The sequence below is a fragment of the Prochlorococcus sp. MIT 1318 genome (assembly GCF_047304505.1).
Lineage (GTDB): Bacteria > Cyanobacteriota > Cyanobacteriia > PCC-6307 > Cyanobiaceae > Prochlorococcus > Prochlorococcus marinus_D.
The window spans coordinates 181,684-192,611 of record NZ_CP138958.1; the positions used below are offsets into that span (position 1 = coordinate 181,684).

Annotated in this window: 17 protein-coding genes; 8 read left to right on the top strand and 9 right to left on the bottom strand. The window is 53.1% G+C overall.

The window, feature by feature from the left end:
- Positions 1-4: 4 nt before the first annotated feature.
- Together SIB66_RS01035 and SIB66_RS01040 are read left to right on the top strand one after the other, a co-directional pair.
- Positions 5-187 carry a hypothetical protein gene (locus tag SIB66_RS01035; protein WP_063407293.1) on the top strand — a complete coding sequence of 61 codons (183 nt, stop codon included), beginning with the start codon at positions 5-7 and terminating at the stop codon, positions 185-187.
- Positions 150-2,309: a transglycosylase SLT domain-containing protein gene (locus tag SIB66_RS01040; protein ID WP_413681343.1), complete on the top strand. Its 2,160-nt coding sequence runs from the start codon at positions 150-152 to the stop codon at positions 2,307-2,309. The genes SIB66_RS01035 and SIB66_RS01040 overlap by 38 nt, the downstream gene beginning before the upstream one ends.
- On the opposite strand, the gene SIB66_RS01045 is transcribed toward SIB66_RS01040, so the two are convergent.
- Positions 2,274-2,768, bottom strand: coding sequence for a hypothetical protein (locus SIB66_RS01045; RefSeq protein ID WP_011131192.1), 495 nt, complete (start codon positions 2,766-2,768; stop codon positions 2,274-2,276). The genes SIB66_RS01040 and SIB66_RS01045 overlap by 36 nt on opposite strands.
- A 116-nt stretch (positions 2,769-2,884) precedes the next feature.
- On the opposite strand from SIB66_RS01045, the gene SIB66_RS01050 reads away from it, so the two are divergent.
- Positions 2,885-3,451: a thioredoxin family protein gene (locus tag SIB66_RS01050; RefSeq protein ID WP_063407294.1), complete on the top strand. Its 567-nt coding sequence runs from the start codon at positions 2,885-2,887 to the stop codon at positions 3,449-3,451.
- A 593-nt stretch (positions 3,452-4,044) separates the two neighbouring features.
- Here SIB66_RS01050 and SIB66_RS01055 read toward each other — a convergent pair.
- The 4 genes from SIB66_RS01055 to SIB66_RS01070 form a co-directional block, all read right to left on the bottom strand.
- Entirely contained in the window at positions 4,045-4,434 is a 390-nt protein-coding gene (locus SIB66_RS01055; RefSeq protein ID WP_236070367.1) for a hypothetical protein, read from the bottom strand.
- 27 nt (positions 4,435-4,461) lie between these two features.
- Complete coding sequence (locus SIB66_RS01060) at positions 4,462-4,635, bottom strand: hypothetical protein (RefSeq protein WP_155724711.1); 174 nt, start codon at positions 4,633-4,635, stop codon at positions 4,462-4,464.
- A 96-nt stretch (positions 4,636-4,731) separates the two neighbouring features.
- On the bottom strand, positions 4,732-5,325 hold the full coding sequence (gene dcd, locus SIB66_RS01065; protein ID WP_011131195.1) for a dCTP deaminase: 594 nt from the start codon (positions 5,323-5,325) through the stop codon (positions 4,732-4,734).
- Complete coding sequence (locus tag SIB66_RS01070) at positions 5,325-5,939, bottom strand: cob(I)yrinic acid a,c-diamide adenosyltransferase (protein ID WP_063407669.1); 615 nt, start codon at positions 5,937-5,939, stop codon at positions 5,325-5,327. Before SIB66_RS01070 ends, dcd begins: the two co-directional genes overlap by 1 nt.
- 141 nt (positions 5,940-6,080) lie before the next feature.
- Between SIB66_RS01070 and rph the strand changes: the two genes are divergently transcribed.
- The 4 genes from rph (at position 6,081) to SIB66_RS01090 (ending at position 9,323) form a co-directional block, all read left to right on the top strand.
- Positions 6,081-6,815 carry a ribonuclease PH gene (gene rph, locus SIB66_RS01075; protein ID WP_063407296.1) on the top strand — a complete coding sequence of 245 codons (735 nt, stop codon included), beginning with the start codon at positions 6,081-6,083 and terminating at the stop codon, positions 6,813-6,815.
- A 74-nt stretch (positions 6,816-6,889) separates the two neighbouring features.
- Positions 6,890-7,624, top strand: coding sequence for a global nitrogen regulator NtcA (gene ntcA, locus SIB66_RS01080; protein ID WP_063407297.1), 735 nt, complete (start codon positions 6,890-6,892; stop codon positions 7,622-7,624).
- A 65-nt stretch (positions 7,625-7,689) separates the two neighbouring features.
- The gene (locus SIB66_RS01085; protein ID WP_063407298.1) at positions 7,690-8,895 is read left to right on the top strand and encodes a DUF3084 domain-containing protein; all 1,206 of its coding nucleotides are present in this window, start codon (positions 7,690-7,692) and stop codon (positions 8,893-8,895) included.
- A complete protein-coding gene (locus SIB66_RS01090; protein WP_236070368.1) occupies positions 8,892-9,323 on the top strand; it encodes a resolvase in 432 nt (143 codons plus the stop codon). Before SIB66_RS01085 ends, SIB66_RS01090 begins: the two co-directional genes overlap by 4 nt.
- Here the strand turns inward: SIB66_RS01090 and SIB66_RS01095 are convergent.
- The 4 genes from SIB66_RS01095 to psbH are packed head-to-tail and all read right to left on the bottom strand — an operon-like array spanning position 9,307 to position 10,690.
- Positions 9,307-9,564 (bottom strand): DUF3146 family protein, encoded by a 258-nt coding sequence (locus SIB66_RS01095; RefSeq protein WP_063407300.1) that lies wholly within the window; start codon positions 9,562-9,564, stop codon positions 9,307-9,309. The two genes, SIB66_RS01090 and SIB66_RS01095, sit on opposite strands and share 17 nt — an antisense overlap.
- Entirely contained in the window at positions 9,564-10,184 is a 621-nt protein-coding gene (gene pth, locus SIB66_RS01100; RefSeq protein ID WP_063407301.1) for an aminoacyl-tRNA hydrolase, read from the bottom strand. Before pth ends, SIB66_RS01095 begins: the two co-directional genes overlap by 1 nt.
- A 7-nt stretch (positions 10,185-10,191) precedes the next feature.
- Positions 10,192-10,467 (bottom strand): TatA/E family twin arginine-targeting protein translocase, encoded by a 276-nt coding sequence (locus tag SIB66_RS01105; RefSeq protein WP_063407302.1) that lies wholly within the window; start codon positions 10,465-10,467, stop codon positions 10,192-10,194.
- Positions 10,468-10,501: 34 nt separating this feature from the next.
- The gene (gene psbH / locus SIB66_RS01110; RefSeq protein WP_011131204.1) at positions 10,502-10,690 is read right to left on the bottom strand and encodes a photosystem II reaction center phosphoprotein PsbH; all 189 of its coding nucleotides are present in this window, start codon (positions 10,688-10,690) and stop codon (positions 10,502-10,504) included.
- A gap of 87 nt (positions 10,691-10,777) precedes the next feature.
- Between psbH and psbN the strand changes: the two genes are divergently transcribed.
- The gene (gene psbN, locus SIB66_RS01115; RefSeq protein WP_011827045.1) at positions 10,778-10,921 is read left to right on the top strand and encodes a photosystem II reaction center protein PsbN; all 144 of its coding nucleotides are present in this window, start codon (positions 10,778-10,780) and stop codon (positions 10,919-10,921) included.
- The last annotated feature ends 7 nt before the right edge of the window (positions 10,922-10,928 follow it).

The following is a 10,928-nucleotide window of genomic DNA, read 5'->3' on the forward strand; positions in this document are numbered from 1 at the left end:
GGACATGATCGAAGACAGTCTCAACGCCAAAAGCATGGGAGCCCAGAGCCAAGTGACGGGTTCAGGCACGCTTCAAACCACAACCAAAGCCACAATCCATCAAGGCCGCAACGCCATGGGCCAAAGCCAGCACAATCCCTCAACGAATCATGCCGCTTCCGCAACGGGTGCATACTCAGAGCGGTGAGCCTGAGCAAGCGGCATCAATCCTTGCGAAGACTGCATCACACAACTGGACTTCATCACCACAGAATGCCAACAGTTTCTGCTCTGGCGTGATCGCGAGCCCCTGTCGCGGATTCCCTCTACTCGGAGGTACAGCCCTACTCAGCTTGGCGGCAAGCCTCGCTGGGCAAGCCCTTTTAAAACCACAGCTCAAGCGACTTACGCCAAGAATGTCGCAAACAGAGCTCTGGCAGGCCTATCGCTGGTCAATCGATCCCCAGCAACGCCGAGATGCCTCATTGCTGCTCGTGAGCAAGACAAAAGGATCAACCCTTAGGCATCAGAGGCTGTTGGCCGGCCAAGGCTGGGGGAACAGCCCCGTAGCAGCCGTTGCCCTCAAGCTGCAAGCCCAAACAGCCGAGCGTCTTGGGGAAAAATCAAAGGCCAATCATCTTTGGCAAAGCCTGCTGAAACGTTTTCCAAACACGACGACGGCGGCTGATGCGTATTACAGCCTCGGGCGCCATAACCCTGAACTGCGTCAGCAACTCCTTCAGCAACATCCTGCTCATCCAGCGGCACTAGCCAGCGCAATTGAACTGGATACCAGCAACAGTCGCCATCAAAGAGCCATTCATCTCACGCGTTGGGGGGTCTTCTGGCCAGGTGCCGCAGAAGTCCTACGCAGCGCCTGCAGCGCTCCGGCAAGGAACGGACATTCAAACCAAGAGCGACAAGAACTAGCCCTTGGTCTTGCACAACTAGGCGACGGCAGAACAGCCCTGAGCTGCCTACAAGAACAACCTCCTGATCCTGCAGCAGCCCTAGCCATTGGCCAGACACTGCTCCGAGGCAATAAGGAGGAACAACTCCAGGGCGAATCTCTGCTCTTGAAGCTGGCTCAAGACAATCCAGAGGCTGCTGAAAGCCTTGAAGCGGTGAGCCTCCTCAGTGAACCTCTTCATCCGAAGGCGACTCTGCTGAAGTCCTTGCCGCCTGCCCTTGCTGATCGTTCCCCCAGCGTGGCGGCAGCCCGCGTACGCCTCGAAAATGGGATCCAAGCAGACGAGGTGTTTCAACGCTGGCCTGATAGTCCTGCTAGCTGGCAACTGCAATGGGATCTGAGCCGAGACGCTCTGCTGAAAGAGCAATGGAACAAGGCCCAATCGATTCTCGAAAGCATCCCAACCCAAAAATTGCCGGAGCCCCTCGCCGCTAGGCAACAGTTCTGGATCGGATTCACTGCCTCCAAACAGGGTCGCAATCGAGAGGCCACCCAGATCTGGGAAGAGCTGCTCCGATCCCATCCCAATGGGTACTACACCTGGCGCGCCCAGGCACGCCTTGGTCGAGCTGGTCTTCCTGCACTGCAAGGGCAACCCGTATCAATTTCGAACCCTGAACTCCCATCCTGGACCCCACTAGGCAGTGGAGAAAAGCTTGTAGACGAACTCTGGCGACTTGGTCTCGCAATGGAGGCCTGGGAAACGTGGCGGACTCTGAGGGTTGAAGTCGATCGCGCACAACATGATCCCAACACCAGGATGGTGGAAGGGCGGCTAAGGATGGCCGTCGGCGATAACTGGACGGGGCTAAGTCAGCTCTGGCGAACAAGCCTGCGACTCGTAGGAGAGGACTGCCACACACGCCAACTGCTCCATCACAGCCAACATCCATATCGCTTTTGGCCTGAGATCAAAAAAGCGAGTCACCGCAGTGACGTCCGAGCTGAACTATTGCTGGCCATAGCAAAGCAAGAATCACGCTTCTCGCCAGGCGTGGAGTCTCCAGTAGGCGCAATAGGGCTGATGCAACTGATGCCGGAAACAGCGGCAGAACTCAGCGATAGCCCTCTGAACAAGCAAGTGCTGTCCACTCCTGAAACCAATATTGAACTTGGGGCCCGTTACCTAGCAATGCTGCTGAAGCAATGGCAAGGCAATCCATGGCTAGCAGTGGGCAGTTACAACGCAGGGCCTGCTGCAGTAGCCGACTGGCTAACCCCAGAACTGGCTGCGGACCCTGAGCTCTGGGTAGAACGAATCCCTTACCCAGAGACACGCCTGTATACAAAAAAGGTTCTCGGCAACCTCTGGAGCTATTTAGGCCTATCCAGCAAAAAGCTTTGCGAGACTGAGATGTAAAGGCATAGAGATCTGCTGGCCAATCCATATCCCGCCAAGCAAAATCAACCCCAGAGCAATCGCCATCACAACCGGTGGTGGAACCACACGAATGCGAGTGAGATCCAAGCGCGCAAGCAATATCGCAGAAGCAAGGATGAGAACATCCGCAAGCAGGCTCAGGTGCAGTAGGTACAGGCCAGCGGTGATCACCAACAACAAAACCACCAGCAAACTGATTGCACGACTGGCAGCCATCAGCAAGGAAACCTGACGCAAGATCAGATCCGGCATCGTGCAAATCACGACCAACACGACCGCCTGCAGGAGCTCAACAACCCAGAAGAGCTCAACATCAATACCGAGGCTGTCTATCTGCTCAGACTGAAGCAACGACCAATGGTTGCCCATAACGACCGCCACCCCAAAGAGCAACAGCAACGAGGGGGCACGAAATGGCACAACGAGGAGACGCAGCATCAGCCTCAGCCTCAACGAATGGTGAAAAGACGCTTCACTTCTGAACAGTTAGCCCATTGAAGCGAGCAACAACAACAAAACAGACCTGCCAAAGTGCATCGAGAATCTTGCCCATCATGACCGGAAGTTCCCCGTCTTCCACTCTCGGCCAAGGCCAAAGGTTGATCCTGCTATTCACAGCATTGGGATTAGCAGTCGTTCTTTTCCTGCTGCGGGGCGGCCTCAATGCTGAGGCACCGCTCGAGCAACTGGCACGGCGCTCCCTCGACCCAGATGTCGCACTCACCAATGGTCGACCGACCGTGATCGAATTTTATGCTGATTGGTGTCAAGCCTGTCGTGAAATGGCCCCAGCCATGCTCACAACGGAACGTGAAAGGGAAAACCAGCTCGACGTTGTGCTGGTAAACGTCGACAACCCCCGCTGGCAAGACCTTGTCGATCGCTACGACGTCAACGGCATTCCCCAGCTGAACTTCTTCGATAACAAAGGCAAACTGCAGGGTCTCTCACTGGGTGCACGCACTCAAGAACAACTACAGCAATTAACTGACGCTCTGATTCAAAACCAACCACTACCCAAGTTCGCCGGTGTAGGCGCTATCAGCAACCTGAATGCATCACAAGAACGAACAGACAAGCAAAACGATTTAGAGGCTATTGGGCCAATGAGCCATGGCTAATCTAAAAGCAGTCAATAAGCAAATATCGATAACATGACGAGCCATCGCAGAAGCTCTTAAACCATCCACTAATATAATTATATCGACTAAACAGATCAAGCAGAATATCAATATTGTCCAGCGACTAAAGCTCTAGTCGCATAAGGCTAGAACAAGGTATCGCAAGCAGCCTATGGACCATAACGCGAAAATAAATCTTGCTTCAGCGAAGCATTTAAAGTGCTTTCTTATTCCTTATCAGTAGTTTTATCGCGAGCAAATTCTCTCCAGTAGACTAGATGAATGACCACTGCTCCCTAGCTAGCCGACCCCAGTTTCTCACTGGAAGTAACACCAATCTCACAAGAGACACTCCCGTTTGACAGCTCTCCTTCGCAGACAGTGACTAAATGCGGCAAGCCAGCAGGAAAGGTCAATAAGTTAAACAGCTGAGGCGATCTTTAGACACCTTGTTGAACTTAGCTCTAAAAGCTGATTAGGCCAAATATCCCCATCTCTAAACAATCGCAGGTTTGGTTGTCTAGCTAAATTCTTCTTATATCTAGGCCTAATTTGCGAATAAACTATTTAGGCATTTAACCAAATCAATAGCATCAATTCCCTTGGCCAGGAAATCTCTGTTTTCTAAGGCCAGGCAAAAGCAAAATCCCTATTGCAAGATGAATAAATACTCCTGGCCACAAAAGAACACCAATTAAATCTTGGCTCACACCAATAGACGCTAACAAAAGGCCAACAGCAATATTATAATAACAAAGAGATCTTCTCGGATTTTGCATCGGCGCATGACTTGAAACTTCCCAGCACGCCCAGCCAAGAGCAATGATTGCCAATGCAAATAATCTTGCAATACCTACCAGTTCAGTGACTAGCTGATAACCAAAAAGTAGTGAACAAAATTTAACAGGCAGAACAAGAGCAAAAATCCCACCAAGAATTTCAAAGCCCGCAGAAAACCTGAACAGCAAAGAAGTCCGTCTCATGGAATTAAGTTGCAAAAAATCTCATCTTTAACCTTGAAGCAGGCTAATACTGAACGCCAAAACTCCTACACAAGCAGCGAGAACGACAGCACTCACCCAAAAGACAAAAGAGTTGCCAAACTGTCCCCATCCACCAAGATAATCACCTGAGGTATTCACCTCCACCTCAGGAGGTGCGGATTTTGGCTGCTTGTCTGACATACGTGGGGGATGAGATCAGTAGCTTCACTCTATCAATGTCTACAAAATCAAAAAGATCTATTGAGAGCAGACATGCATTCAACAGATCTTTTTCGTTCAAATCCTGGCGAGAGTGACGCGTTCTGGCTGATGTTGATATTTACCCTGGCGATCGCTGTAGGTGGTATCGCAGGGATCACCCTCGAAGAAAAGAAGCTGACAAATGCCTTCATTGGCATAGATACGGCAATCAGCTCCAGAACTATTGCTGAATTCAAGCGTGAGATGCCCTTCCCAACTGGCTTCGGCGGGAGTGGTATTAACGATGATGCCAAGGCGAGCATAGGTACTCTTACCTAGGCAAATGACAGTGATATTTGATGGGACCTTCATCTTCTCCAGCGCCACACCGAGACCATAAGAATGAGCCGGCAGGATGAAATACTCGCCATCCTCGTCCTGATGCAAAGGGGTGGATTCGAGATTTGCAGGATTAAATCGCTTCGGATTCATCACCGTGCCTGGTACATGGCGAAAGATCAAAAACTCCTTCGCAGAGAGCCTTAGGTCATAACCAAAGGAAGAACAGCCAAAGCTCAGTACAGGCCGTTGATGCTGCTCAGGATCAAGATGTCGAATCAGTCCGGCTTGAAAGGGTTCAAGCATCCCTGCTGCGGCCTGTTCGGTGATCCAACGATCGTTTTTAAGCATTAGAAACCACGACGCAACTCAGTGACCTGATCAGCCATTGCCATCAGGATCGATGGCATGACTGAGCCAGTCAAGATGACATCCATCGACCCGGGGCGCTGTTCCAGAGTTGATAACACATCAGCTTCATCGAGATAACCAAGAGCAATCGCCAGACCAACCTCATCCAACACCATTTGATCCAAATCACTCGCCATGATGCGATCCCGACATTCATGCCAAATGGCCTCCACGGCCTCAGGCGCGCTGGAGCCAACGGCAAGCGTTGAAGCAGGCTCAGATAGACAGCCAGGAACCGCCGGGCGCAGCCACTCAAGTCGCCCACATAGGCGCACACGCCCATCTGGGCCTTGGTCTACTCCTCCCTTGAGGAACTGAGCCACCAACACACGACTTCCCAGCCCAGCCGCTCTTAACGCCTGACTCAAGACAACAGAAAAACTGCCTCGATAGGGGGCTGTATAAACCTGAAGCTGCCCTTCAGGAGCTACCAGATGCAGCAAACGCCTATCAGCAACTACTGCCAAAGACAGGCTCCCATCACTCTCCTGCGAGCGATGGTCCGTCATGCACGGATCCACGGAGCGATGACTAGGGCTCAGGCTGGCAGTCATAAAAGTCTCAATCGCCCCGACAAAACCAGCAGAAATCAAATGTAGCGGTGGGAAGCTGCTTAACAAGGCTCTTGACACTATCCATGGTGTAAAAGCACCTGTTTCTGCCAGGCTCAGTTCATCTCAACCACCAACAGCACGATGCTCACATCCCCCCAGCCACGTGCTGACGGCCGCCTTGCTGACGTGATGCGGCCCCTTCAGATCACATGGGATCCAATGGGCTTTGCCCTGAGTTCGTTAATCATCCGCACTGGTCGCACCTCAGTGCTCTGCAGTGTTTGCGTTGAAGAAGGTGTACCCCGCTGGCGCAAAGGCCAAGGCAAAGGCTGGCTCAGCGCCGAGTACCGCCTTCTGCCTGGGTCTACTCCGCAAAGACAGAACCGTGAACTGCTCAAGCTTTCCGGACGCACTCAAGAAATTCAACGCCTCATTGGCCGCAGCCTGCGCGCCGTGATCGACATGGCCGCTCTTGGGGAAACCACCCTGCGAATTGATTGTGACGTCATTCAGGCCGATGCCGGCACACGTACAGCCTCCATCACCGGCGCTTGGATTGCCTTAAAACGAGGCTGCGATCGCTTGCTGGAACAAGGGCTGCTCACGCATCAACCCGTCATCGAGCAAGTTGCTGCAGTATCCGTTGGTTTAGTGGAGAGTTATCCCCTTCTCGACCTCGACTACAGCGAAGACTCCAGGGCTGATGTGGATCTAAACGTGGTAATGGGCTCCAATGGGCACCTATTGGAGCTGCAGGGCACCGCTGAAGGGGCTCCATTCAGCAGGCATCAACTCAACGACTTGCTGAATCTGGCAGAACCCGGTCTGCAACACCTACAAGCCTTCCAACGTTCGGCGTTAATGCAAGAAGACTAAAAACCGTCACCATTGCTACATGGTGGTGGAGGTCCACTCCCTAACTTCATATTTCTGCCGTTTGCTGCGCAGCCATGGCCGGCGTCATCCGCGGCTTCAGCCGTTACGCCCAGCAACCCTATGTTCAAGGATCAGGAAGTATGGCCAACTCGCCTGCTCCAACCCAGAAAACCCTTCTGGAAGTCATCCGTGAACTGGATGGCGCCAGCAACGAAATGGTGGAGCGTTCCAAAACCATCTTCTTTCCTGGCGATCCTGCCGAAAAGGTTTATCTCATTCGACGCGGCGCCGTTCGGCTATCTCGGGTCTATGAATCTGGTGAAGAGATCACCGTGGCATTACTGCGTGAAAACAGCCTATTTGGCGTGCTTTCTCTGCTCACAGGCCATCGCTCGGACCGTTTTTATCACTCCGTAGCCTTCACCCGAGTGGAAATGATCACAGCGCCAGCCACCTCAGTTCGCCAGGCGATCGAAAACGACACCAGCGTGGGGTTACTTCTGCTGCAGGGTCTCTCAAGTCGAATCTTGCAAACCGAGACCATGATCGAAACCCTCACTCACCGCGACATGTCATCAAGGCTTGTGAGTTTCTTACTAGTCCTCTGCCGGGATTTCGGGGTTCCAGGGGAACAAGGAATCACCATTGACCTACGCCTCTCACATCAGTCCATCGCTGAAGCAATCGGCTCGACTCGCGTCACCATTACTCGCCTGTTGGGAGACCTTCGCAATTCAGGTCTAGTGCAAATCGATCGCAAGAAAATCACCGTTCTGGATCCGATTGCCCTTGCTAAAAAATTCAACTGATCCCCGTCCCAGTCCAGGATGGTGAAACGGGTTGACACTATTCCTGATCCCACCCGCCCATTGTCGTGACCGGCTGGCTGCTGATCCTCTCCCTACTCGTCCTCGGTGGTGTGCTCTCCACCCTCGGCGATCGACTTGGCAGCCGTGTAGGCAAAGCAAGGCTGAGCCTGTTCAATCTCAGACCGCGAAGGACAGCCGTATTCATCACCGTTCTCACTGGCAGCCTGATTAGCGCCCTGTCCCTAGGACTGATGCTGCTAGTCAGTCGACAACTGCGAGTAGGACTTTTTGAACTGGATGACCTTCAGGCCAAACTCCAACAAAGCCGCGATGCCCTCAATTCAAGTCGGTCGGCCCAGTTCAATGCCGAGCTTGATCTCAAGCAGGCCAGGTCGGACAGCAATCAGGTTCAGAATGAACTAAAGGAAGCCAAAAAGCGAGCTGCCGCCCTTCGCAACGAACTCGCACCACTACAAAAACAAAGACAACAGCTCGAGGCGGAACGAGCTCGTCTCAGTCGCGACATTTCCAAAAAAGATGCCGACATCCGCCGAACGGAAGTTGAACTAGCCAATGTTCGCAGCAGAATTAGCGCGGCTGAAAAAGAACTGAAGCAGCTCGAGACCAACCTCATTGCCTTACGTCGAGGGGATGTTGTGCTTAGCAGTGGGCAGCAACTTGCCGCAGCCACCCTGCGGCTCGATAACCCCAGCCAGGCGAAAGCCGTCATCGACCGCCTACTTCAGGAAGCAAACCTGGAGGCTTTTCGACGCGTACGTCCCGGTGAAGAAGCCAATCGACAGATCCTGCTCGTGCCACGCACCGATATCAACCGCATCGAACAGATCATCCGAAAGCCAGGCACCTGGGTGATCTATGTGCGCTCTGCCGCAAACGTGTTGCGTGGGGAGAACGTGGTGTATGCCTTCCCGGATGCTCGCCAAAATATCAACATCGTCCGACAAGGCGAAGTCCTCGCAAGAACGACTCTTGACCAAAACGAGAAGAGCAGCGAAACCGTGCGCAACCGACTTAGCCTCCTGCTTGCATCAACTCTGGCAGAGGTAAAAAGACGCGGATCCCTCAGTTCAGGACTGCAGTTCGATGGCAGTGAAATGAACCGGCTCGGCAAGGCATTACTGAACCGTTCTCAAGAGCGGATTGAGCTAGAAGCCGTGGCACTCCGCAACAGCGATACAGCCGATCCAGTAGCAGTTGTCCTGCAGCCCGTGGGTGGTCCTTGGACAAAGATTCCCGAAGACAAACCATGACAAAGCTTGTGGCCGTAGATCCTGGTCGCAATAAATGTGGATTAGTTCTTGCCGATACAGCAACAAGTGCTGTCGTTGAGGGGAAAGTGGTGGCCGCAGCCGCTGTGCTCGACCTCATCATGCATTGGCAAAACCAAGCACCCTTAGAAGGCATCTTGATCGGCAACGGCACCAGCAGTGAATACTGGCAAAACCTTCTGCTGCATATTGCCCCCTTGCATGTGGTCGAAGAACGTGGGAGCACACTGCGCGCCCGCCATCGCTATTGGGAGCTATGGCCCCCAAGCAACTGGCGCCGCTGGCTACCCCGAGGAATGATCCTGCCTCCCCATCATCTGGACGCCATAGCCGCAATGGTGTTGCTTGAAGACCACCTCGGGCAACAACTCCTTTGGCACGGACCACCCAACTTCAGAATCGGGCCCTAACAGTGAACAGATAATCCCCACCAGGCTCAAGGTGGTAGTCAGCCTTAACGAGGAAGCGCAGTAAAGCATCCTCAATCAGTGCCCTCCCAAGAGAGGGTTCCACTTTCAGTTCACCCCGATCGAACGCCCAACTGAACTGCCACTGAAACCCCCCAGCGGAGACCTCCCCATCCAAGCGTTGGTCGGCAAAGCTTTGCCGGTGTACACAGAGGCGAGCAGTGGTGACAGGCAAATGACTCATCAGCAGGCAGAACAACCCTCCGGTTGAAAAGCATTGAGACGATTACCTGCCCGTTCCAACCCAAGGCACTGAATCAGATCCAAACCCATCAGCACCTCATCAAGCACTTGATCGACTAGGAGGCTCTCCTGCCGACTAAACACCCCGAGCACATGCGAGACGGTTCGAGCTCTTCGTTCCTCAGAGGTACAACCTGGAGCACCGATCCCGATCCGCAGACGACAAAAATCCTGAGTCCCCAGATGTTGAATCGCGCTGCGCAAACCATTGTGACCTCCTGCACTTCCCTGGGCGCGAAGCCGCAGTCGACCCAAAGGCAAATCCATGTCATCTACAAGCACCAGCAACTGATCAACCTCCAAGCCAAACCAATCGATGGCTGCACGAATCGCCCGACCGCTTTCATTCATATAAGTTTGAGGCATCAGCAATCGAACCCTCTCTGAGCCAACCGCCACTTCCGCCATCAGTCCATGGAACTTTGTTTGCGGCCTGAAAATGACTGACTTCTGCGCAGCCAACTTATCGAGGGCCATGAAGCCGATGTTGTGACGGGTACCGACATACTTTGAGCCTGGATTGCCTAGGCCTACCAATAGACGTAAACGACCCGGCCTCATACCACTCTCAGCTGGCGGGAGGGTTTTTAGCCTCCTGAGGGGTTTCACTTATTGCATTGGTGTCTTGCTGCACGGACTCTTCCTTCGCAGCCTGTTCGATGGACTCAGGTTCTGCCATCGTTTTATGAATCTCTCGCTCGAATTCCTTTGAGGCTGCCTGAAAACCTTTCAAGGTTTTACCAAGGGTGCGACCAAACTCTGGAAGTCGTTTAGGTCCAAAGACAAGCAGTGCTATGGCGCCGATAACCGCCATCTCGGGGAGACCGATGCCAAACACATTCATAGGCGAACCTCAGCCCAGCAGAGCCGAGGGCAGTCTATTCAAAGCTGATGCTTTGGAGGAGAAGCGACTGGTTGTAGATCTGCAAGATGGTCACCAGGAAAATCAGCAACATGAAGCCGATCCCAGCCATCACTGGGGTAGTGCCCCAACCTGGCACTACCTTGCCAGGGGCGTAGCCGGGTAGAGATTTGATCAGATTTCCCAGACGGGTGCTTTGAGCCATAACGGAGCTTCGGTCTCGGATGGTGATTAAGCATGCTTACTGTAATGGTCATAGTCCGCATACGGACTAATCCTGTCGAGAGATGTGATGGAAAACTCCTCCTCCGAGACCTACTCCCTGCTCATTGCCATGGTCACCATCACCTTCGGACTGACCGGATACGGGCTCTACACAGCTTTTGGTCCTCCCTCAAAAGAACTCGAAGACCCCTTTGAAGAACACGAAGACTGACGATCGC

Coding starts and splice junctions, on each gene's coding strand:
- SIB66_RS01035 (WP_063407293.1), top strand. CDS start 5: ATGATCGAAGACAGTCTCAACGCCAAAAGCATGGGAGCCCAGAGCCAA.
- SIB66_RS01040 (WP_413681343.1), top strand. CDS start 150: ATGCCGCTTCCGCAACGGGTGCATACTCAGAGCGGTGAGCCTGAGCAA.
- SIB66_RS01045 (WP_011131192.1), bottom strand. CDS start 2,768: ATGCTGCGTCTCCTCGTTGTGCCATTTCGTGCCCCCTCGTTGCTGTTG.
- SIB66_RS01050 (WP_063407294.1), top strand. CDS start 2,885: ATGACCGGAAGTTCCCCGTCTTCCACTCTCGGCCAAGGCCAAAGGTTG.
- SIB66_RS01055 (WP_236070367.1), bottom strand. CDS start 4,434: ATGAGACGGACTTCTTTGCTGTTCAGGTTTTCTGCGGGCTTTGAAATT.
- SIB66_RS01060 (WP_155724711.1), bottom strand. CDS start 4,635: ATGTCAGACAAGCAGCCAAAATCCGCACCTCCTGAGGTGGAGGTGAAT.
- dcd (WP_011131195.1), bottom strand. CDS start 5,325: ATGCTTAAAAACGATCGTTGGATCACCGAACAGGCCGCAGCAGGGATG.
- SIB66_RS01070 (WP_063407669.1), bottom strand. CDS start 5,939: ATGACTGCCAGCCTGAGCCCTAGTCATCGCTCCGTGGATCCGTGCATG.
- rph (WP_063407296.1), top strand. CDS start 6,081: ATGCTCACATCCCCCCAGCCACGTGCTGACGGCCGCCTTGCTGACGTG.
- ntcA (WP_063407297.1), top strand. CDS start 6,890: ATGGCCGGCGTCATCCGCGGCTTCAGCCGTTACGCCCAGCAACCCTAT.
- SIB66_RS01090 (WP_236070368.1), top strand. CDS start 8,892: ATGACAAAGCTTGTGGCCGTAGATCCTGGTCGCAATAAATGTGGATTA.
- SIB66_RS01095 (WP_063407300.1), bottom strand. CDS start 9,564: ATGAGTCATTTGCCTGTCACCACTGCTCGCCTCTGTGTACACCGGCAA.
- pth (WP_063407301.1), bottom strand. CDS start 10,184: ATGAGGCCGGGTCGTTTACGTCTATTGGTAGGCCTAGGCAATCCAGGC.
- SIB66_RS01105 (WP_063407302.1), bottom strand. CDS start 10,467: ATGAATGTGTTTGGCATCGGTCTCCCCGAGATGGCGGTTATCGGCGCC.
- psbH (WP_011131204.1), bottom strand. CDS start 10,690: ATGGCTCAAAGCACCCGTCTGGGAAATCTGATCAAATCTCTACCCGGC.
- psbN (WP_011827045.1), top strand. CDS start 10,778: ATGGAAAACTCCTCCTCCGAGACCTACTCCCTGCTCATTGCCATGGTC.